This window comes from Devosia crocina, assembly GCF_900116545.1.
Classification (GTDB): domain Bacteria; phylum Pseudomonadota; class Alphaproteobacteria; order Rhizobiales; family Devosiaceae; genus Devosia; species Devosia crocina.
Genome location: NZ_FPCK01000002.1, coordinates 180,720 through 201,343 on the forward strand (window position 1 = coordinate 180,720; position 20,624 = coordinate 201,343).

Sequence of the window (20,624 nt, forward strand, 5' to 3'; positions counted from 1 at the left end):
ACCCGCTTCAGGCCTGACGCCCGATTTCGTCATTGGTCGGTGGCCGCAAAATGCGCTAATGGCGTGCATTCAAGAAACCGGCCCAGCCGGCGCTGACCTATCGGGGCCAGCGAACCCTAGTTCATGGAGAGCCCCCGTGACCCACAGGAACGACGACGATTTCGATCTTGAAGGCGACACGCTGCATGAAGAGTGCGGCGTGTTTGGCATTTTGGGGCATAGTGATGCTTCCACATTAACTGCGCTGGGCCTGCATGCGCTGCAGCATCGCGGCCAGGAAGCGGCCGGGATCGTCAGTTTCGATGGCCGCCAGTTCTATCAGGAAAAGCGCATGGGCCTGGTGGGGGACCATTATACCGACCCTGCCCTTCTCGCCAGACTGCCGGGCGATATGGCCATCGGGCACACGCGCTATTCGACAACCGGCGAAGTGGCCCTGCGCAATGTGCAGCCGCTTTTCGCCGAACTTGAAGCGGGCGGCATCGCCATCGCGCATAATGGCAATTTCACCAATGGCCTAACCCTGCGCAAGCAGATCATCGCCACGGGCGCCATTTGCCAATCCACATCTGACAGCGAGGTGGTGTTGCACCTCATCGCCCGTTCGCGCCACTCTTCGACCACCGATCGCTTCATCGACGCCATCCGGCAGATGGAAGGTGGCTATGCCATGTTGGCGCTGACGCGCACCAAGCTGATCGCCGCGCGCGATCCGGTGGGCATCCGGCCGTTGGTCATGGGTGAACTGGACGGCAAGCCGATCTTCTGCTCGGAAACGTGTGCGCTCGACATCATCGGTGCCAAATATATCCGCGATGTGGAAAACGGCGAAGTGATCATCTGCGAGATCCAGCCGGACGGTTCGATCTCGATCGAAGAGCGAAAGCCCGCCCGCAAAGTGCCGGAGCGGCCGTGCCTGTTTGAATATGTCTATTTCGCCCGCCCCGATTCCATGGTTTCCGGCCGCAGCGTCTACAAGGCACGCAAGCAGATGGGCATCAACCTAGCCCAGGAGGCACCGGTTGAGGCCGATGTGGTGGTGCCCGTGCCCGATGGTGGCACGCCGGCGGCCATCGGCTATGCACAGCAGAGCGGCATCCCCTTCGAGCTCGGCATCATCCGCAACCACTATGTGGGCCGCACCTTTATCGAGCCGACTCAGCAGATCCGCGCCTTTGGCGTGCGCCTCAAGCACTCGGCCAATCGCGCCGAGATCGCCGGCAAGCGCGTGGTGCTGATCGACGATTCGATCGTGCGCGGCACGACCTCGGTCAAGATCGTGCAGATGATCCGCGATGCCGGAGCCACGGAAGTGCATATCCGCGTTGCGAGCCCGATGATTTTCCATTCGGACTATTATGGCATCGACACGCCCGATCCGGACAAGCTGCTGGCCAATCAGTATCACGACATCGAGGCGATGTGCCGCTATATCGGCGCCGACTCGCTGGCATTCCTGTCGATCGACGGGCTGTACCAGGCCGTGGGTGGGGAAAAACGCAACGCCGCAGAGCCGCAATTTACCGACCATTATTTCACCGGCGATTATCCCACGATCCTGACCGACCTCAACGGTCACTCATCCAATGGTCCCAAGCAGGTGTCGCTGCTCAAGGAAGCGGGTTAATGACTGAACATACGGACCTGACCGGCAAGGTCGTGCTGGTCACCGGGGCATCGCGGGGTATCGGCTATGCCGCGGCCCTCGAGGCGGCGCGTCGCGGAGCCCATGTCGTGGCTGTGGCGCGTACGGTGGGCGGGCTCGAAGAGCTCGACGACGCCATCCAGGAAGCGGACGGCTCGTCCACGCTCGTGCCGTTCGACCTGCGCGATGGCGATGCCATCGACCGGCTGGGCGCAGCGATCTTCGAGCGCTGGGGACATCTCGATGGCCTTGTGGCCAATGCGGGCATGCTGGGCACGCTAAGCCCGGTGCCGCATCTGAAACCCGATGAGTTCGATAAGGTCATGGCAATCAACGTGACGGCCAATTTTCGGCTGTTGCGCTCGCTCGATCTGTTGCTGCGTCAATCCGAAGCGGGACGCGCAGTGTTCGTGTCCTCCGGGGCGGCGCGTTCGGCAAAGCCTTTCTGGGGCCTTTATGCGGCCAGCAAGGCGGCGCTCGATGCTCTGGTGAAATCCTATGCCGGGGAAATGAGCACGACCAATGTGAAGACCAATGTCTTCTATCCCGGTGTGGTGCGAACCGCGATGCGGGCCAAGGCCATGCCCGGCGAAGATCCGGAAACGCTGCCGACCCCGGCCGATATCGCACCCAAGCTCGTCGATCTTCTCAGCCCCACGCTGACGGAAAACGGACGGCTTTTCGACGTTACCAAGGGTGTATTCGAGGACCTTTGAGGTCTCTCATGCGTTTACACCAAAAGGCCCGGATCGCTCCGGGCCTTTGCTTTATGCGCCTTCGCTCGGCTGAAGCGGCACGAGCAACACCTTGTCGATGCGGTGCCCATCAAGATCGACCACCTCGATGCGCCAGTTGTCGCGCTCGAAGGCCTCACCGGTCTTGGGCAGGTGATTGAGGGCGGCCAGGATGTAGCCGGCCACGGTTTCGTAGCGCGCGTCCTTGGGCACGCTGATCTTGAAGCGCTCGGCGAAATCATCGACCGGCATCCAGCCGGCCACAAGCCAGGAGCCATCATGGCGCTCGACCAGGGCAGGATCATCGCCCGGCTCTTCGTTGTAGATGCCGGTGATCACCTCGAGCACGTCGCCGAAGGTGACGATGCCTTCGAAGTGTCCGTATTCGTCGACGACCAGCACCATCTTGACGCTCGACTGGTAGATTGCCTGCACCACGTCGAAGGCATCGGCGTGTTCCATCACGACCGGGAGCGGCTTGACCAGCTTGCGCAGGTCAGGTTGCTGGCCAGTGGCAAGAGCGGGAAGCAGATCGGCGAGGGCAAGGACGCCGAGAATGGAGTCGGCATCGCCCTCCTGCACCAGAACCTGAGAGTGGGAACTGGCAAGGATGGTCTTGAGACTGTCCTCGAAACTGTCTTCGACATCGACCAGAACCACATCGAGACGCGGGGTCATAAGGCCGCGGGCGGAGCGATCGGCAAGGCGCATGACGCCCGAGATCATCGAGTGCTCCTCGGTCTCGAGAACGCCGGCAGAGGTCGCCTCGGCGATGATCGTACGCACCTCTTCCTCGGTCACCGATTCCTCGGCCTGCCCGCTCTGCCCCAGAAGGCGCAGCACGAACTTGCCCGAGATATCGAGAATGAAGACGATTGGCGTGCCGATCAGGGCAAGGATCGACATGGGGCCAGCAACCCGGGAGGCAACCGCCTCGGGGCTGCGCAGAGCGATCTGCTTGGGCACGAGCTCGCCCAGGATAAGCGAGCCATAGGTGATGAGGACCACCACAAGGCCGACGCCGCCGATATCGGCGATGTTGGCGGGCACGCCGACTTGTTTGAGCCATTCGGTCAGGCGCAAGCCGAGCGTTGCGCCCGAGAAGGCGCCCGACAAAATACCGACAAGGGTGATGCCGATCTGGACGGAGGAGAGGAACCTGCCGGGGTCCTCGGCCAGTTTGATGGCGGTGGCAGCCCCCTGATTGCCTTGGTCGGCCATGACTTTCAAGCGAGCGGGGCGGGCTGAGACGACGGCCAGTTCGGACATGGCCAGAGCGCCGTTCACGAAAAACAGAACGACGACGATAAGGATCTCTTGGAGCAACAAAGTGCAATGTTGACACGCCGCGACCAATGGCGGGGTGCTACGACCCGCGCACTATACGGCAGCTCGAGAGATTGTGAAGTGGGCCCAGCTGCGAATAAATCGCTCCTCCCCCTCTTGAACTGGGAAGAAGCGAGACGGGTCAGGGGATTGCGCCAGGCGCAATCGCCCGGCGCGAACGGGACTGGCGCTCAGTCCTTCTTGTCGGCGTAGGGATTTTTGCCGCCGCGCAGCCACAGGCGGATAGGCGTGCCGGTCATGTCGAAGGCTTCGCGCAGGCCATTGATCAGGTAGCGCTGATAGGATGCCGGCACCACATCAGGGCGGGACGCGAAGACGATGAAGCTCGGCGGACGCGTCTTGGCCTGGGTCATGTAGCGCATCTTGAGCCGGCGGCCGGACACGGCCGGAGGCGGATGGCTCTCGATCATCCCGGCGAGCCAGCGATTGAGGCGAGAGGTCGAGACGTGGGCGTTCCATGTGCGCTCGACTTCAAAGATCGCATCCATGAGCCGGTCGATATTGCGGCCGGTCAGCCCGGAAAGGGTGACGAGCGGAATGCCGCGCAGCTGCGGCAGGAGGCGCTCGCAGGCTTCGCGCAGTTCGCTCAGCGTCTTGTTCTTGTCCTCGATCAGGTCCCACTTGTTGAGTGCGATGACCATGGCCCGGCCTTCGCGCTCCACAAGATCGGCAAGCGCCAGATCCTGCTTTTCGAACGGAATGGTGGCGTCGAGCATGAGCACGACAACCTCGGCATATTGGATCGAGCGAAGGCTATCGCCAACTGCGAGCTTTTCGAGCTTTTCGGTAACGCGGGAGCGGCGGCGAATACCGGCCGTATCGACCAGATTGATGGTCCGGCCTTCCCACTCCCAGGGAACGAGAATGGAATCGCGCGTGATGCCGGCTTCGGGTCCGACCAAAACGCGGTCCTCGCCCACCATACGGTTGACCAGGGTCGACTTGCCCGCATTCGGGCGGCCGACGATGGCGACGTTGAGATAGCGCTTGGGGTTCCAGCGCAGCGTTGCCTCTTCGCCCTCGCCTTCGAGCATATCGGGGGTGATATCGACATCGACCTCGGGCAATTGGTCGAGATCATCCACATGCTCGCCCTCGGCGGCGGCTTCGGCCTGCTTGGCTTCGGCCTTGTCGATGGCGGCGGAAACGATGGAGTAAAGCTCAGACAGGCCCAGACCGTGTTCGGCCGAAAGCGGAATGGGTTCGCCGAAGCCGAGCTTGAAGGCTTCGACCAGCCCCGCTTCGGCAGAGCTGCTTTCGGCCTTGTTGCCGACCAGGTGCACGTCCTTGCCGGCTTTGCGCAGCACCTGGGCGAAACGCTGATCGAGCGGCACGACGCCGGCGCGGGCATCGATCATGAACAGGATCACGTCGGCTTCGCGGATCGCCAGCTCCGTCTGCTGGCGCATGCGATCCTCGAGCGAGCCGTCCTTGACGTCCTCGTAGCCTGCCGTATCGAGCACGCGGAAACTGAGATCGGCGATGCGCCCCTCGGCCTCGCGTCGGTCCCGCGTGACGCCGGGCGTATCGTCGACAAGAGCGATCTTGCGGCCGACGAGACGATTGAAAAGGGTCGACTTGCCGACGTTAGGGCGACCGACAATGGCTACGGTGACCGTCATGGCCGCTCCTTTTGGGGTGCTCAGGGCTGCGCCGCAGGTGCTGCTTCATCGCCATCGACAAGGGCGTCAATGGCATCTGCGGCGACTTCGGCGTCGGTTGTGGTGTCTTCGACAATCAATCCGGCCGAGGTCATCTGCGCAAGGTAGAAGGCGACGCGATTGCGAATGCCTTCCTGGGCCAAGGGATCGTTAAGCACGTCTTCGAAGCTGGTCCTGGCGGCTTCGTTGTCGCCCGCCTTGAACTGAGCGAGGCCGATCAGCTCGCGCGCGACCCTGCGCATGGGATTGTCGTCCGAGGCGATGGTGCCGATGCGCGATTCGACGTCAGCCAGGGTTCCGGTATCGACGAGGATCCGCGCTGACTGCAAGAGGGCCAGCTCGCGCAGGCGCACATTGGATTGATCATTGGCGAGGGCATCGTATGCGGCCACTGCGCCTTCGGTGTCGCCCTGACGGGCGAGAAGCGAGGCCTTGGCAAATTCAGCCAGAACTGGATAACCGCCGGAGCCATCAGCTGCGAGAGCATCGAACTCGGCCTGGGCGGCGGCAAGATCATCGCCGTCGGCCGTCTGGAGCGCGGCATAAAGTTCATCGGAAGAGCGGGCAGCCTGGGAGGAGGCATACCAGGACCAGCCTTCGTTGACAGCGACAACGGCGACAATGGCCACAGCCGCGCCAATGACGAAGGGGCCGACGCGACGCCAAAGGGCGCGCATGCGGTCGGAGCGGAGCTCCTCGTCAACTTCGCGGAAAATATTGTCCTCGGCCATCTCGTTCTCTTGTCACGTGCGGTTTGCGCGCGTGTTTAGCACGTGGCCTATGGAATGCAAATTGCGGGCGGGGAGCAAAGGCTCGTTAACCCCACCACGAATTCAGGTCTTTGAGCGCGTTCATTTATCCCAATCTAACTAGAGACCGAGAAGGGGATGTGGTTTGAGCGAGCTGCGCCAAGTGCCGTCATGACCAAGGCAACATATCCAGGAAGTGCCTGCACCCCTATCGAGCTTGTGAACTTGGCTGTTGAATTCGAGACAGCGGCGATGGAGGTTCTCAAGAATTATAAGCACGGTCGCACGATCTCTGCTGCGCCGTTCCGGCTGCTGTGCATCCATGCCATAGAGCTTTATCTCAATGCATTCCTGCGCCAGTGCGGCGAACCTTCATCTGACATTCGCAGCTTGCAGCATAATCTGTCGGCTAGACTAGCGCTAACGGACAAGCACGGCCTAGTGCTGAAAGCCAAGACTAAGCAGCACCTCGAAAGCATGTCCACGAACCGCGAATATCTCACCAGCCGCTATGCGCCGGATGCTCAAATGCTCTCGCAGTTGAACCGCCTTCAGGCGACGCTTCTGGAAGTCCGGGGTAAAGTGACTAGCCGGCTAAAGCGAGCCGGCCAGATCCTCGACGCCTAGTGAGCGCCTCGCGTGGTTACTCCCACTCGATCGTGCCGGGCGGCTTGCTGGTGACGTCGTAGACCACACGGTTGATGCCGCGCACTTCGTTGATGATGCGGGTGGCTGTCCTGCCGAGAAAGTTCATGTCGAACTGGTAGAAATCGGCGGTCATGCCATCGACCGAAGTAACGGCGCGCAGGGCGCAGACAAATTCATAGGTACGGCCATCGCCCATGACGCCGACGGTCTGGACCGGAAGCAGGACGGCAAAGGCCTGCCAGATCTTGTCATATTGGCCCGACTTGCGGATCTCATCGAGATAGATGGCGTCGGCCTGGCGCAGGATGTCGAGTTTTTCAGGCGTGATGCCGCCGGGGCAGCGGATGGCGAGGCCCGGGCCTGGGAAGGGGTGGCGTCCGATAAAGCTGTCCGGAATGCCGAGTTCACGGCCAAGGACGCGCACTTCGTCCTTGAAGAGTTCGCGTAGCGGCTCGACGAGCTGCATATTCATGCGCTCGGGCAGCCCACCGACGTTGTGATGGCTTTTGATGGTAACGGAGGGGCCGCCAGTGAACGACACGGATTCGATGACGTCGGGATAGAGCGTGCCCTGGGCAAGGAACTGGGCGCCGCCGAGCTTCTTGGCTTCGGCTTCGAACACTTCGATGAAGAGGCGTCCGATGATCTTGCGCTTGGTTTCGGGGTCAGACTGACCCTCGAGTTCGCCGAGAAAAAGCTTTGAGGCATCGACATGGACCAGCGGAATATTGAACTGGTCGCGGAACATGGTGACGACCTGCTCGCTCTCGTTTAGCCGCATCAGTCCGTGGTCGACATAGATGCAGGTGAGCTGGTCGCCGATGGCTTCGTGGATGAGAACGGCTGCAACCGAGGAATCGACGCCGCCGGAAAGACCGCAGATGACCTTGCCCGTACCGACCTGAGCACGGATCTTTTCGATCATCTTCTGGCGATAGGCCGACATGGTCCAATTGGATTCTATGCCGCAGATCTTGTGCACGAAATTGGCGTAGAGCTTGGCGCCGTCGGGCGTGTGCACGACTTCAGGGTGGAACTGCACGGCCCAGATGCGGCGCGCCTCATCGGCGATCATGGCGAAAGGTGCGTTGGGCGAAGTGCCGACAACTTCGAAACCTTCGGGGATCGAGGTGACGCGGTCGCCATGGCTCATCCAGACCTGGTGATCGGTGCCGACCGCCCAGACGTCCTCGTAGAGCGCGCTGGCCTTTTGCACCTCAACCTGGGCGCGGCCGAACTCGCGGTGATGGCCCGCTTCGACCTTGCCGCCGAGCGCCATGCACAGAGCCTGCTGGCCATAGCAGATGCCGAGGATCGGCACATTGGCTGCAAAGACCGCGGGATCGATGGTGGGCGCGTTCTCGTCGAGCGTCGAGGCGGGCCCGCCTGAAAGGACGATACCTTTCGGCTTGAGCGCTACTACGGCTTCTGCGGCCGACTGAAAGGGGTGAATCTCGCAATAGACCCCGGTCTCGCGGATGCGTCGCGCAATGAGCTGAGTAACCTGAGAGCCGAAGTCGACGATCAGGATGGTTTCTTGTTCGGAGGCGGGGTCTGGGAGCTGCATGGCGAGGCTTTAGCGCCGCCACGCAGATTTCGCAAGCATTGCCGCTGCAAGGCTGGACTGCCTTTGCAGCACGGGGCAAGCTGAGCCAAGGGATCGCGTGCGGCGCTCAGGCGTTAGGGCCGCATCCCGGCGCTGGACCCAAGACCATGAACCAATACGATCGACTGCTCGGCGCCGACTTTTTACGCGCCACCGCCTGCCTCGGCGTGCTCCTGCACCATCTCGCCTTTCGCATGGATATGAACCAAGTGCCAGAGGCTCTGCAGCCGGTGATGCGGTTTCTCGTTTATGGCAGTTTCGGGGTCAGCGTGTTTTTTGTCCTGAGCGGATTTCTGCTCGCGCGGCCTTTCTGGCTGGCACTCGACAGGGGGCTCCCCATGCCGGATATGCGCATCTATGCGCTGCGCCGCCTGGCCCGCATCGTGCCCGGCTTCTGGCTGGCGCTGCTGGTGAGCCTGCTGCTCGATCTTGGGCTCGGCGGGGCCGTGCTCGATGGGGAGCGCACGCTGCGGTTTGTGGCAGGCCTGCTGCTGGTGAGCGACTGGCATTGGGTGACGCTCTTCCCGGTGGATAACAACGGCCCGCTCTGGTCCATCGGTTTCGAGGTGACGGCCTATCTCCTTCTGCCGCTCGGCATGGCTGCGCTTTTCGCGCTGGCGGTGCGCAACTGGGGCGCGCGGCTGGTTTGGCTCGGGGTGATCGGAATCGCACTTCTGATGCACTGGCTGGCGCTCCACTGGACGCCTATTGACGAGGTCGAGCGCGGTTGGGACCATGGGCTGGTGGGTGGCGCCAAGGCCTGGATGCCGCGCTTCAACCCCATCGGCTTCTTCGCAATCTTTGCGCTGGGCGCACTGGCCGCAGGCATCCAGGTGCTGCTCGAAAAGCAGCGCGGCCTCATCATGGACGTCGCCGGGGGGATCGCCCTTGTCTCCACAGTCGTGATCATGGCCGCAAGCATGGGCGACCTGACTGAGGGCTTCGGTCTCCTCGGCATTCCCTATGCTTTTCCATGGATGCCGCTTGCCGTCGGGGTGGCGTTGATCGCCTTACCCTCTTCCCTCAGGCTCGGGCAGATCCTCGACATTGCGCCGGTGCGCTTTATCGCTCGGATCTCGTTCGGGATCTATGTATGGCACTTCCTGATCATGTGGGTGATCGGGCGAGTGTTTCCGGAGTCGTTCGCCACCGCTGGGTCGAATGGATTTGCGATCTGGCTGGGCACCAGCGCAGCGGTGATCGCGATCACGTTTGTGGTTGCTACGCTGAGCTTTTATCTGGTCGAGCAGCCTGTCGTGCGATGGGCGCGCCGGCTCGAAAGAGCAGGCGAGCCGCGGGTGCGGCCCGCCGGAGCCTCGGCTAATTGAGAATACCGATCGAGAGGTTGAGCAGCGTGGCGAAGCTTACCCAGGCCAGATAGGGAATAAAGAGGATCGCGGCCAGCCGATCCCGACGCCAGTTTGCCGCGATGAAACCAACGATCATCAGCCACATGGCAACGATGATGGCAAAGGCCGGCCAGATCATTTCGCCGGCAAACCAGACCGGCGACCAGGCCCAGTTGAGCAGCATCTGGGCGTACCAGAACTTCATCGGCGTGCCGGTGGGACTCTCCATGAAGGAGCGCCAGCCGGCAATGGCAATCATGACATAGAGCGTGAACCAAACGGGCCCGAAGATCCAGTTGGGTGGATTAAAAGGCGGTTTGGTCAGCGATTCATACCAGGTGCCGGGTTGGGTCTGGGTGCCGATCAGGGCGCCGACGCCGACGACGACAACAAGAAAAGCGACCAGGACGATCCAGGATCGTGGTGTGTGGTGATCGGTTGTGGTGGCTGACATTGCTGCATCCTCTGCTGCGTTTGAGCCTTGAACGCAGCAGGAGGATCGTCAGTTCACCCTTTCCTTCTCCCCTGAGGGCAGAAGGTGGTCCGAAGGACCGGATGAGGGGTTGAGTACCGATGGTCTCCACCCCTCACCCTAACCCGTTCCCCTGAGGGGAGAGGGGACGAACGCGCCGAGGTTCAGCTTTTGCGCATCAGGTGGCAGTAGAAGCCGTCCGTCCCTGTGCGGTGGGGCGTCAGGAGCACGCCGCCGGCGGGTGTAGCAAGACTTGTGGGCATGTCGGTGACGAGAGCCTTGCGCCAGGCGGAAGCAATGTCGAGGCTCGATAGCTCGGGATGCGCGGCAAGAAGCGCTTGGACGCGGTCGTCGTTTTCCTCGGGCAGGATCGAACAGGTGATGTAGACGAGCGTGCCGCCGGGCCTGAGGTATCGCACGGCTTCTTCGAGGATAGCGGCTTGGTCGGCCTGGCGCTGCTCGAGCAGTTCCGGGGTCAGCTTCCATTTGGTATCGGGGCGGCGGCGCCAGGTGCCGGTGCCGGTACAAGGGGCATCAACGACAACGCGGTCCATCTTGCCGGCCAGATCGTCGAGAGCGCCCGGCTCGGGAGCGCGGACCTGGGCATTGCGCACACCGTTGCGCTTGAGGCGCTCGTAGATGGGGGCCAGGCGATTGCGATCGCTGTCATAGGCAAAGATCTGACCCTTGTTGCCCATGGCCGAAGCCAGGGCCAGCGTCTTGCCCCCTGCTCCGGCGCAAAGATCGAGCACCTGCTCGCCCGGCTGGGCGCCGGCGAGTGCGGCAACGATCTGGCTGCCCTGATCCTGAACCTCGAACCAGCCCTTCTGATAGCCCTCGTCGGTCGTTACATTGGGCGTGCGGGCATCGCGCGGGCCGGCAGGCATGGTGAGCCCGAGCAGCGCATAAGCGGTGGGTTCGGGCGAGAAGCGCGCGAGCGACTTCTGAACGCGTTCGGGCGTCGACTTGAGGGCATTGACGCGCAGATCGAGCGAGGGGCGAGCGGCCATGGCTTCGCCTTCGGCAACCAGATCGGCGCCAAAGGCCCGCTCGAGCGAAGGAGCGAGCCATTCAGGCATATCGGCCTGGACGATCTTGGGGGCAGCTTCGATTTCGGCTCCAGCCGCGGATATTTCCTCGGGAGTCAAAGCTTCGGGCACATGCGTATCCCCAGCGAAAGCGGCGTTCAGCGTTTCCGGCGTTTCGCCCCAGGCCCGCAGCACAGCACCGAGCACAAGGGCGCGCGGACTGTGGCTGCCCATGATGAAAGCCGTCGATGCGCGGCGGCGCAGAGCGTCATAGACTAGATTGCCGATGGCGGCGCGATCGCCGGCACCGGCAAAGCGATTGTTGAGCCCCCAGGCCTTGAGCGCCTCGGAAACCGGCCGCTTGCGGTTTTCCACATCGGCAAGAACATCAATGGCGGCGGCGATACGGCCGGGAAGGCGCATGGATCAAATACCCGGAACGAGAATGATGCGAAGGGTGAGCCATAGCCAGAAGAGAGCCAGAACCGCAAGGCCGACAGTGTAGGCGGCGAAGCGCTGATGCACATTGTTCGTGGTGGTGTGGATCAGCGCGTGCACAAGGCGCAGAGCAACGAAAAGCCAGGCAAGCATGGCCTCGACCCAACTGATGGTGCCCAGATGCAGCGCGGCCAGGGCGCCGACAAAGAACAGGACCGGCAGCTGGAACTGATTGTCGAAATTGTTGGACAATAGCCGCGCCCGGTGCGGATAGGCAGAACGGTCGATCGCGATATCGGCAACCGCGATCTCGCCGCTGAGGACGCGTGGCACGCGCTCGCGGCCCATCAGCAACAGGATCACGATCGTCAGCCCGACCTGGGCCGCCATGGCAAGAAGCAGCAATTTTTCCATGAGTGGCATGGGGGCTCCGCTGGGTGAAGCTGGCGCGGCAGCCCTATGGGTCCCGCGCTAGATGGCCTGATTGTCACCGCGTGACCGCCAAACGATTTCGGCTGAGGTTTCCGGATCCTGCACGATAACGGCGGCATCGGGATCACCGGAGGTGCGCGCTTCCTCGATCGCGGCCTCGATGGCGGATTCGCGGCTCTTGAACGGGGCAGATGTGGTGCCCCGATTGGAGTGCTGCCACGATCCTTCCCGCAGCGCGACGATGTAGTGACTCTCGCTCATGGTTATTCCTCCCTCTGGCCCCACAACGTAGCAGATATCGCCACGTTGCAGGCAGAGAAGAAGTTTAAGCGGTCATCGCCCGCGATAGTTCGGCGCTTCACGGGTGATGGTCACGTCGTGGACATGGCTTTCGCTGAGCGCAGCGCCGGAAATCTTCACGAAAGTCGAGTTTTCGCGGAAATCCTTGAGCGTGTGCGCGCCGGTATAGCCCATGGAGGCACGCAGGCCGCCGGCGAGCTGATGAAGCACGGCACCGACCGGTCCCTTGTAGGGCACCTGACCCTCGATGCCTTCGGGCACGAGCTTCATCTGGTCGCGCACATCCTGCTGGAAGTAGCGGTCAGCCGAGCCTGCACCCATGGCGCCGACCGAACCCATGCCGCGATAGGACTTGTAGGAGCGCCCCTGATAAAGGAACACCTCGCCCGGAGCCTCGTCGGTACCGGCCAGCAGCGAACCGACCATGACGCAGGAGGCGCCCCCGGCCAGGGCTTTCGCCATGTCGCCGGAGAATTTAATGCCGCCGTCCGCAATCACCGGCACACCAGCCTTGTGGCCTTCTTCGGCGCAGCCCATGACCGCGGCAAGCTGGGGCACGCCGACGCCGGCGACGACCCGCGTCGTGCAGATCGAACCGGGGCCGATCCCGACCTTGACCGCATCGGCGCCCGCATCGATCAGCGCCTTGGTGGCTTCGGCGGTGGCGACATTGCCGGCGACAATGCGGGTGGAATTGCTCTCGCGCTTGACGCGCTCCACCGCCTCGGCAACACGCACCGAGTGGCCATGCGCGGTATCGATAACGAGGAGATCGACACCGGCATCGATCAGCGCCAGGGAGCGCTCAAAACCATTGTCGCCGACAGTGGACGCAGCGGCAACGCGCAGGCGCCCCTGCTCGTCCTTGACGGCGTTGGGGTGGAGCTGAGCTTTTTCGATATCCTTGACCGTGATGAGACCGATGCAGCGATAGTCCTCATCCACCACCAGCAGCTTTTCGATGCGGTGCCGATGAAGAAGCACCTTGGCCTCTTCCTTGGATACGCCTTCACGCACCGTGATCAGGTTCTGGTGCGTCATCAGCTCGGAGATCGGCTGAGCCGGATTGGACGCGAAGCGCACGTCGCGATTGGTGAGAATGCCGACGAGCTTGCCGATGGCGCGACCGCCCGATCCGCCATTCTCCACCACCGGAATGCCGGAAATGCGGCTGCGCTGCATCAGCGCGAGCGCATCGGACAGGGTGGCATCGGGGCCGATAGTAATGGGATTGACCACCATGCCGGATTCGAATGACTTGACCTGGCGGACCTGTTCGGCCTGTTCGGCGGCGGTCAGGTTCTTGTGGATGACACCGAGCCCTCCGGCCTGGGCCATGGCAATAGCCATATTGGCTTCGGTCACCGTATCCATGGCCGAGGAAATGATCGGCAGGTTCAGCGCTATGTCCTTGGTGACATAGGTGGAGATATCGGTCTCGGTGGGCAGGATATCGGAACGCGCGGGCTGAAGAAGGACATCGTCGAATGTCAGCGCCGCTTCGCCGGTGATGGTGGTAATAATCTTCGCCAAGGCCAGACCCTTCCTGCCTTCTGAATGCAATCAGAGATGATGGAATATGAACCGGCGGACGTGAGCCGCGGGTTCAGGTTGGCGAGGGTCAATAGCATCGCCCTTCACGCTTGCATAGGGCCGCGGGGGGACGCAGGGATGCGTCTGGACCTCTAGCTCAACGGCTTGACCAGTGTTAGGAAGAAAAGGTTTGGGCGGGGCTGAAGCCCGACCAACGATCGACGTCAGTCTCGCCTTCGGGACACTATTGACTGGCGCAGCCCGGCACATCGGCCCATAGTCCTGCCGTCGCGTCCGCGACTATGCTCCGATTCCACCGGATTGGTCTCTTGATCCGCGTTACTCCGCTCATCCTGGCGGTCGCCCTGTTCATGGAACAGATGGATTCGACCGTGATCGCCACATCGCTGCCGGCAATCGCGGCCGATATCGGAACCGACCCGATCGCGCTCAAGCTGGCGCTGACAGCCTATTTCGTGGCGCTCGCGATCTTCATTCCGCTTAGCGGATGGATGGCGGACCGGTTCGGCGCCAAGACCATCTTCAGGCTCGCCATTCTCGTCTTCATGCTAGGCTCGCTCGCCTGTTCCTTTGCCTTCTCGCTCGAAAGCTTTGTCCTGTCGCGCTTCTTCCAAGGCATCGGGTCCTCGATGATGACGCCGGTTGGGCGATTATTGCTCGTGCGCTCGACGCCGCGTACGGAACTGGTTTCGGCCATGGCGTGGCTGACCGTACCGGCGCTGGTGGCGCCCGTAACCGGCCCCCTGATCGGCGGGTTCCTGACCACTTATCTCTCCTGGCATTGGATCTTCTGGATCAACATTCCTATCGGGGTCGCCGGCATTATCCTGGCCGGCATTTTCCTCGACGTGCCGGACCAGCGCACGCCCCGGCCGGTCGACTTGCCCGGCTTTCTGATCGCGGCAGTCGCCTTTTCAGGCACCGTGTTCGGCCTTTCGGTGATCAGCCTGCCGGCCTTGCCGATCCTTTATGGCTACATGACCATTGCAGTCGGGGTAACAGCCGGCATCCTTTACCTGCTTCACGCCCGGCATACGCCGCATCCGCTGCTCGATCCGCGCCTTTTCCGGCACAAGCTCTTCCGTTCATCGGTGACGGGGGGATCGCTGTTTCGCATCGGGGTTGGGGCGATGCCCTTTCTTCTACCGCTGATGCTACAGCTCGGCTTCGGCCTCAATCCCTTCCAGTCGGGCGCCATAACCTTTGTTTCGGCGATCGGCGCGATCATGAGCAAGTTCCTGGCCGAACGTATCTTTGCCCGCTTCGGCTTTCCGCGCGTTCTCGGTTTTGCCGCGATCTTTGGCGGTGTGCTGATCGCAGCGCAGGGTTTCTTCACCACCGAAACCCCGGTGCCGGTGATGATGGCCGTGCTTCTTGCAGGCGGCGTGCTGCGCTCGGTGTTCTTCACCGGCTCCAATGCCATCGGCTATGCCGATATCAGCGACGAGGAAGCAAGCCAGGCGACCGCCATTGTGGCCGTTTGCCAGCAGCTCTCCGTCGCTTTCGGCGTCGCAGTGGCCGGGGCGATCCTGGAACTCACCAGTCACCTGACCGGCGGACATTTGTCCCTGCTGAACTTTCAGATTGCTTTTTTCGTTGTCGGCGGGCTCAGCGCCCTTGCGAGCCTTATCTATCTGACCCTGCCGAGAAATGCCGGAGCCGACGTCTCCGGTCACCACGCCCACAAGGAGTAGCGGAGCCACGATGCGCCCCGCAATAGTGCCGTGTCCAGAACAACACCCCTTATCCTTGCGACGGCCCTGTTCATGGAAAACATGGACTCAACGGTCATCGCCACTTCGCTCGCTGCCATCGCGCAGGATATCGGCACCGATCCGATCTCGCTCAAGCTGGCGCTGACCGCCTATCTTGTGGCGCTCGCGATCTTTATTCCGATCTCAAGCTGGATGGCGGACCGGTTTGGAGCGAGGCGCGTGTTTCGCATCGCCATGCTCGTGTTCATGATCGGCTCGATCTGCTGCGCCTTTTCCGCCTCGCTGCAGCAATTTGTGGGCGCCCGCTTCATTCAGGGCATGGGCGGGGCGATGATGGGACCGGTGGCGCGGCTGGTGCTGGTGCGTGCGACGCCGCGCCATCAACTGGTCGACGCCATGGCCTGGCTCACCATCCCGGCCCTGATCGGGCCGATCGTCGGTCCACCCTTTGGCGGGTTCCTGACCACCTACTTCTCCTGGCACTGGATCTTCATCATCAACGTGCCGATCGGCATTCTGGGGATCGTGCTTGTCGGCTTCGCCCTGCCCAACGAGCACCGCAACCAGCCACGCAAGATCGACGGGCCCGGTTTCGTGCTCGCCGGGCTCGCCTTTGCCCTTTTCGCCTTCGGCTGCTCGGTTGTCAGCCTGCCCGCCCTGCCCCCGGTCTATGGCGCGCTGGCTGCCTTTGCCGGCATGATCATCGGCGCCTTCTATGTGCGCCATGCGCTGCGGACCGAATTTCCACTGCTCGACCTGCGCCTGCTCAAGGTACGGACCTTCCGCGTGGCGATCGTTGCCGGCACCTTCTTCCGGCTTGGCCAGGGCGCCACGCCGTTTCTCTTTCCTCTGATGCTGCAGCTCGGCTTCGGCCTATCCCCTTTCGAAAGCGGCATGGTGACGTTTGTCGGGGCCATCGGCGCGCTGGCAGCCAAGTTCGTCGCCAATTGGATGTTTGCCCATTGGGGGTTCAAGCATCCGCTCGTGTGGTCGACGCTGATCTCCGCACTGGGCATATGGGCCATGGGCCTTTATGTCCCGGAAACGCCGATGCCGCTGATCCTTGCCATCCTGACCTTTACCGGCTTCTGGCAATCGACCTTCTGGACCGGCTCGAATGCCTTCACCTTTGCCGATATCGAAGACAAAGATGCGGGCCAGGCCAATGTGATCAGCCAGGTCTGGGGGCAGCTGATGTTTGCCATGGGCGTGGCGCTTGGCGGGGGCACACTGGAACTGGTGCACCGGCTGCGGGGCGGCGGAGACCTGGCGCTCGTGGATTTCCACATCGCCTTCTATGTCGTGGGCGCTGTGGGGCTTGTGGCAACCGCGCTCTTTTTGACGCTACCCAGAAATGCCGGACATCAGTTGCTGGGCAAGCCGCGCGCGCACTGAAGTTACGCGCGCGTGCCTGGGCTGCCCGAAGCTAGCCCTCGTCGTCGCCGCGCGGCGCGGCGTCCACCTCGCCCTTGAACCCTTTGGCCACAAGATAGGCCTCCGCCGAATCCTTGCGGCTTGCGGGGGGTTTGACGTGATAGGTGGAGCGGAAGTGGCGTTTGAGCATATGGAGCAATTCGTGCTCGGTTCCGCCCTGGAACACTTTGGCGACGAAGGAGCCATTGGGATTGAGCACCTGAATGGCGAAATCGGCCGCAATCTCGATCAGGTGAACGATACGCAGGTGATCCGTCGGCCGGTGACCCGTGGTGGGCCAGGCCATGTCGCTGATTACCACATCGGCCTTTTTTCCGCCCATGGCGGCAAACAACATGTCCGGCGCGTCCTCTTCAGTGAAATCCTTCTTGAGCAGGACAACACCGGCGATGGGGTCCATATCGAGATAGTCGATGCCCACGACGAGCGGGTTTTCCGCAGTCGAGCCCACGGCGCGCGCCGCCACCTGAGACCAGCCTCCGGGTGCCGCACCCAGATCGACCACACGCTGCCCCTTCTTGAACAGCTTATGCTTTTCGTCGATTTCCTTGATCTTGAACGCGGCCCGCGAGCGATAGCCCTCGGCCCGGGCGCGGGCCACATAGGGATCGTTGAGTTGGCGCTGCAGCCACTTGGTCGAAGACGTGGTGCGCCCCTTGGCCGTCTTGAGACGGATCTTGAGGTCTTTGTCGGACTTGCGGCCACCTGTGCCGAGAGCCTTATCCACCATGTGCCTGTCTCCACTTGGGGCGGCCGGGCCGCTTGTGAACCTTGTCTGCATCCATCAACGAAATCAGGATGCCTTCGCGCAGGCCGCGATCGGCCACGCGCACGCGCTCAGTCGGCCATTCGCGACGGATCGCCTCGAATATGGCGCAACCGGGCAGAACGAGATCGGCGCGATCGCGGCCGATGCAGGGATGCGCCACCCGGCGATCGAACGGCATGGCAAGCAGGACGCGCATGATGTCGTCCACTTCGAGGTTCTTGAGCCAGAGTCCGTCGACTTTTTGCCGCTCGTAGCGCTCGAGCCCCAGATGAAGCCCGGCCAGCGTCGTCACCGTACCCGAGGTGCCGATCAGATGCATGGGATGATCGGCAATCATCTGGCGCAGCTTTTCGCGGCCGCGAAACTGCTTGAGGTGCTCGGACACGAAGGCGACCATGGCCTCGAAGGTTTCGGGCGTCACATCGACACCGCCGAACCGCTCGGCAATCGAGACCACGCCTACCGGCAGAGACTGCCAGGAGCGGATCGAAGCGGACATGCGCCCCTGCGAACGCGGACGGCCGCCGCGAAAATCGAGCCAGGCTAGTTCCGAGGACCCCCCGCCGATATCGAACATCAAGGCACCCTGAGCCTGATCCTCGATCAGGTCGGCGCAGCCGGTCACGGCCAGCTCGGCTTCGGTACGCCGATCCACGATTTCGAGCTCGAGGCCGAGGTCGGCTTTGACGCGCGAAAGAAACTCCGGTCCGTTTTCGGCGGCGCGGCAGGCTTCTGTGGCAATCAGGCGCATGCGGGTAGGCTGATGGTCCCGCAGCTTGTTGCGGCACTGCTTGAGCGCCTCCATGGTCCGGTCCATGGCGGCTTCGCCGAGGCGGCCGGTCACCGAGACCCCCTCGCCCAGCCGCACGATGCGGGTGAAGCCATCGAGAACGCGGAAGCCGTGATCGTGCGGGCGCGCAATCAGGAGACGGCAATTATTGGTCCCAAGATCAAGCGCGGCGTAGAGAGGTCCTCGCCCCCTTCGAGAGGCATGACCTGTCCGCTGCTCCGCAGGCGGGGACGCGGGTGCGCCTCCGGCAGCCTTGCGGACCGAGCCGGAAGGCGTGCGGAGTGCCGTGCCGGCGCGAGGCGCGGCCACGGCAGCGGACCGATTCGAATCGGTCACTTTTTACTCCTGTTCGCCGCGCGGTCGCAGGCCGGTTCACGGCGCGCCCGAAGCACGGCTCTGGTGTTGCATTGTCGAAAAAGAGGGTAGTGCAGGAAAGCCCGGAGCGCAATGCACAGCTTGGTTGAGTAAAGTCGCACGCTAGGTGCTTGCAATCAGCTTCGTCTTTGTCTAATGAGACCCCGCGCCGCCAGTGAAGCCCCGCTCCACCGCGGCGCCCCGCCAGCAGGCGATGCTGGGGAATAGTTCAATGGTAGAACAGCGGACTCTGACTCCGTCGATCTTGGTTCGAATCCAGGTTCCCCAGCCAATTCTTCCTTCCCGACTGCGACAGCTTGGGTTCGAGGCCATTTTACCCTGGCATGCGCTGGCGTAACGATCTGTTGCGTTTTTGCTTGGCTCGCCCTGCGTTCGAGGCAGCGAGCTTGCTGGTCAGGTGGCGGACAGTCTAAGCGTTGAAAGGGATGGGGCAGCGATAGCCTCGCGGCTTACTTCCGGCGGGGTGGGTGCAGGCCTTCACCCGCGGAAACCCGGCGACCCTGGCGCTTGAGTTTGACCGCTTCGGCAAGGGTTGCAGCGACGTTGCGGACTTCGCCCTGCATCGCCAGATCTTTGTCGAGCGCTTCGTGGCTTGTGGCATAGGGTTCCCAATAGCCGATATAGCGATCGAGCTCCGCCTTGTTACCGGCTGCTTCAAGGCCCATGAAGGCGAGCCAATCGCTGACCGACCGGCGCACATTTTCTGCGCCTTCCACATCGCCATGCGCCACGACGCCAAAAAGCCTGCCGGACAGGTGCTGAGGATAATCCCAGCCGTCAAGTTCCACCTTCTTGGCCAGCGCCGCGTCCTTGCCTTGCGTCGAGGTCGGATCCGGATTGCCGCCATCGGCACAGACGAGGCGGTCCATCATGGCCTTGAACGGCGCGCTGACCTGATACCAATGCACGGGGGTGATCACCATGACCCCATCTGCATCGACCCATTTGGGATAGATCTCGTTCATCCAGTCCTGCGACTGGCCCAGCGAATAGTTGGGATAGCAGGAACATGGCCAGTGGCAGAGTGCGGCTGCGGTGGAAAAGCACGCCTTGCACGGATGGATCTGCCGTCCATATTCGGATGTGGTCCGCGACAGGTCGAGGATTTCGACCTCCACTCCTGCGCCCTCGAATACCTCGCGTGACATATCCGCCAGGCGCCAGCTCTTGGAGCTTTCGCCGGGGCATGTGTGTTCCGAGCGGGGAGACGCATTGACGATCAGCACCCGCGGCGCGCGGCCCCTTTCCCGGTACCGGTCCTGCGCCGCATCGATCGCTGCCTTTGCCGCTAGCCAATCGAGGCTGATATCGTAGTCGGGATCGTCAAAGCCTTGCCCGGCCTTTGTCGTATTCGGTGCCTTGCGCGAGTTGTCATAGGCGTCCCACGCCGCATCGGCCGCGCGCGACAACTCGGCACGCATGCTGTCAAAGGCAGGGTCGATAAACTGGCTCAGAAACCGTTCGGTAAAAGCAGCCCGGTCCAGTTTGACCGGCGGCATTTGTTTGCGTGGAGCAGGAACGTCGAGCGGGAGGGGGGCCATCTGTGTCTCCTCTAGGCTGACACAGAACCGGGTGGCC

18 protein-coding genes and 1 tRNA gene are annotated in these 20,624 nt (G+C 62.4%); 7 read left to right on the forward strand and 12 right to left on the reverse strand.

The features are described 5' to 3' along the window. Positions 1-136: 136 nt before the first annotated feature. A complete protein-coding gene (purF, locus tag BM364_RS10535) occupies positions 137-1,627 on the forward strand; it encodes an amidophosphoribosyltransferase (protein WP_244542847.1) in 1,491 nt (496 codons plus the stop codon). Then, entirely contained in the window at positions 1,627-2,361 is a 735-nt protein-coding gene (locus BM364_RS10540) for an SDR family NAD(P)-dependent oxidoreductase (RefSeq protein WP_092424343.1), read from the forward strand. The genes purF and BM364_RS10540 overlap by 1 nt, the downstream gene beginning before the upstream one ends. Positions 2,362-2,412: 51 nt before the next feature. Here BM364_RS10540 and BM364_RS10545 read toward each other — a convergent pair whose 3' ends face one another. From BM364_RS10545 to BM364_RS10555, 3 genes are all read right to left on the reverse strand, one after another. After that, on the reverse strand, positions 2,413-3,705 hold the full coding sequence (locus BM364_RS10545; protein ID WP_092424345.1) for a hemolysin family protein: 1,293 nt from the start codon (positions 3,703-3,705) through the stop codon (positions 2,413-2,415). A gap of 191 nt (positions 3,706-3,896) precedes the next feature. Continuing rightward, entirely contained in the window at positions 3,897-5,348 is a 1,452-nt protein-coding gene (gene der / locus BM364_RS10550; RefSeq protein WP_092424347.1) for a ribosome biogenesis GTPase Der, read from the reverse strand. 20 nt (positions 5,349-5,368) lie between these two features. After that, positions 5,369-6,118 carry a tetratricopeptide repeat protein gene (locus tag BM364_RS10555; RefSeq protein WP_092424349.1) on the reverse strand — a complete coding sequence of 250 codons (750 nt, stop codon included), beginning with the start codon at positions 6,116-6,118 and terminating at the stop codon, positions 5,369-5,371. A gap of 189 nt (positions 6,119-6,307) precedes the next feature. Between BM364_RS10555 and BM364_RS10560 the strand changes: the two genes are divergently transcribed. Next, complete coding sequence (locus BM364_RS10560) at positions 6,308-6,763, forward strand: hypothetical protein (RefSeq protein WP_092424351.1); 456 nt, start codon at positions 6,308-6,310, stop codon at positions 6,761-6,763. Positions 6,764-6,779: 16 nt separating this feature from the next. Here BM364_RS10560 and guaA read toward each other — a convergent pair whose 3' ends face one another. Beyond that, on the reverse strand, positions 6,780-8,351 hold the full coding sequence (guaA, locus tag BM364_RS10565; protein ID WP_092424353.1) for a glutamine-hydrolyzing GMP synthase: 1,572 nt from the start codon (positions 8,349-8,351) through the stop codon (positions 6,780-6,782). A 146-nt stretch (positions 8,352-8,497) separates the two neighbouring features. On the opposite strand from guaA, the gene BM364_RS10570 reads away from it, so the two are divergent. Continuing rightward, on the forward strand, positions 8,498-9,718 hold the full coding sequence (locus BM364_RS10570) for an acyltransferase family protein (RefSeq protein ID WP_092425299.1): 1,221 nt from the start codon (positions 8,498-8,500) through the stop codon (positions 9,716-9,718). On the opposite strand, the gene BM364_RS10575 is transcribed toward BM364_RS10570, so the two are convergent. The 5 genes from BM364_RS10575 to guaB all read right to left on the reverse strand — a co-directional run bounded on the left by BM364_RS10575 (position 9,711) and on the right by guaB (position 13,942). Further along, positions 9,711-10,193, reverse strand: coding sequence for a TspO/MBR family protein (locus BM364_RS10575; RefSeq protein WP_092424355.1), 483 nt, complete (start codon positions 10,191-10,193; stop codon positions 9,711-9,713). The two genes, BM364_RS10570 and BM364_RS10575, sit on opposite strands and share 8 nt — an antisense overlap. 182 nt (positions 10,194-10,375) lie before the next feature. Further along, positions 10,376-11,662, reverse strand: a complete 1,287-nt coding sequence (locus BM364_RS10580; RefSeq protein WP_092424357.1) for an RsmB/NOP family class I SAM-dependent RNA methyltransferase — start codon at positions 11,660-11,662, stop codon at positions 10,376-10,378. Between the two features lie 3 nt (positions 11,663-11,665). Continuing rightward, complete coding sequence (locus tag BM364_RS10585) at positions 11,666-12,100, reverse strand: MAPEG family protein (protein ID WP_092424359.1); 435 nt, start codon at positions 12,098-12,100, stop codon at positions 11,666-11,668. 48 nt (positions 12,101-12,148) lie between these two features. Beyond that, positions 12,149-12,370, reverse strand: a complete 222-nt coding sequence (locus BM364_RS10590; protein WP_092424361.1) for a hypothetical protein — start codon at positions 12,368-12,370, stop codon at positions 12,149-12,151. A 72-nt stretch (positions 12,371-12,442) separates the two neighbouring features. Next, positions 12,443-13,942 carry an IMP dehydrogenase gene (gene guaB / locus BM364_RS10595; RefSeq protein WP_092425301.1) on the reverse strand — a complete coding sequence of 500 codons (1,500 nt, stop codon included), beginning with the start codon at positions 13,940-13,942 and terminating at the stop codon, positions 12,443-12,445. 329 nt (positions 13,943-14,271) lie between these two features. Here guaB and BM364_RS10600 point away from each other — a divergent pair, with 329 nt between their 5' ends. After that, positions 14,272-15,657, forward strand: a complete 1,386-nt coding sequence (locus BM364_RS10600; protein WP_425284884.1) for an MFS transporter — start codon at positions 14,272-14,274, stop codon at positions 15,655-15,657. A gap of 30 nt (positions 15,658-15,687) precedes the next feature. Further along, positions 15,688-17,073, forward strand: a complete 1,386-nt coding sequence (locus BM364_RS10605) for an MDR family MFS transporter (protein WP_092424365.1) — start codon at positions 15,688-15,690, stop codon at positions 17,071-17,073. A gap of 31 nt (positions 17,074-17,104) precedes the next feature. Here BM364_RS10605 and BM364_RS10610 read toward each other — a convergent pair whose 3' ends face one another. Continuing rightward, the gene (locus tag BM364_RS10610) at positions 17,105-17,842 is read right to left on the reverse strand and encodes an RlmE family RNA methyltransferase (RefSeq protein WP_092424367.1); all 738 of its coding nucleotides are present in this window, start codon (positions 17,840-17,842) and stop codon (positions 17,105-17,107) included. Next, a complete protein-coding gene (locus BM364_RS10615; protein ID WP_092424369.1) occupies positions 17,832-19,007 on the reverse strand; it encodes a Ppx/GppA phosphatase family protein in 1,176 nt (391 codons plus the stop codon). Before BM364_RS10615 ends, BM364_RS10610 begins: the two co-directional genes overlap by 11 nt. Before the next feature lie 236 nt (positions 19,008-19,243). Here BM364_RS10615 and BM364_RS10620 point away from each other — a divergent pair. Continuing rightward, positions 19,244-19,317, forward strand: a tRNA-Gln gene (locus BM364_RS10620). 178 nt (positions 19,318-19,495) lie between these two features. On the opposite strand, the gene BM364_RS10625 is transcribed toward BM364_RS10620, so the two are convergent. Next, positions 19,496-20,587, reverse strand: a complete 1,092-nt coding sequence (locus BM364_RS10625; RefSeq protein WP_092424371.1) for a flavodoxin family protein — start codon at positions 20,585-20,587, stop codon at positions 19,496-19,498. Positions 20,588-20,624: the final 37 nt, after the last annotated feature.

What these genes read in the sequence shown, in the direction of transcription:
- BM364_RS10540 (WP_092424343.1), top strand. Translation starts at nt 1,627, where the DNA reads ATGACTGAACATACGGACCTGACCGGCAAGGTCGTGCTGGTCACCGGG.
- der (WP_092424347.1), bottom strand. Translation starts at nt 5,348, where the DNA reads ATGACGGTCACCGTAGCCATTGTCGGTCGCCCTAACGTCGGCAAGTCG.
- BM364_RS10555 (WP_092424349.1), bottom strand. Translation starts at nt 6,118, where the DNA reads ATGGCCGAGGACAATATTTTCCGCGAAGTTGACGAGGAGCTCCGCTCC.
- BM364_RS10560 (WP_092424351.1), top strand. Translation starts at nt 6,308, where the DNA reads ATGACCAAGGCAACATATCCAGGAAGTGCCTGCACCCCTATCGAGCTT.
- guaA (WP_092424353.1), bottom strand. Translation starts at nt 8,351, where the DNA reads ATGCAGCTCCCAGACCCCGCCTCCGAACAAGAAACCATCCTGATCGTC.
- BM364_RS10570 (WP_092425299.1), top strand. Translation starts at nt 8,498, where the DNA reads ATGAACCAATACGATCGACTGCTCGGCGCCGACTTTTTACGCGCCACC.
- BM364_RS10575 (WP_092424355.1), bottom strand. Translation starts at nt 10,193, where the DNA reads ATGTCAGCCACCACAACCGATCACCACACACCACGATCCTGGATCGTC.
- BM364_RS10580 (WP_092424357.1), bottom strand. Translation starts at nt 11,662, where the DNA reads ATGCGCCTTCCCGGCCGTATCGCCGCCGCCATTGATGTTCTTGCCGAT.
- BM364_RS10585 (WP_092424359.1), bottom strand. Translation starts at nt 12,100, where the DNA reads ATGCCACTCATGGAAAAATTGCTGCTTCTTGCCATGGCGGCCCAGGTC.
- BM364_RS10590 (WP_092424361.1), bottom strand. Translation starts at nt 12,370, where the DNA reads ATGAGCGAGAGTCACTACATCGTCGCGCTGCGGGAAGGATCGTGGCAG.
- BM364_RS10610 (WP_092424367.1), bottom strand. Translation starts at nt 17,842, where the DNA reads ATGGTGGATAAGGCTCTCGGCACAGGTGGCCGCAAGTCCGACAAAGAC.
- BM364_RS10625 (WP_092424371.1), bottom strand. Translation starts at nt 20,587, where the DNA reads ATGGCCCCCCTCCCGCTCGACGTTCCTGCTCCACGCAAACAAATGCCG.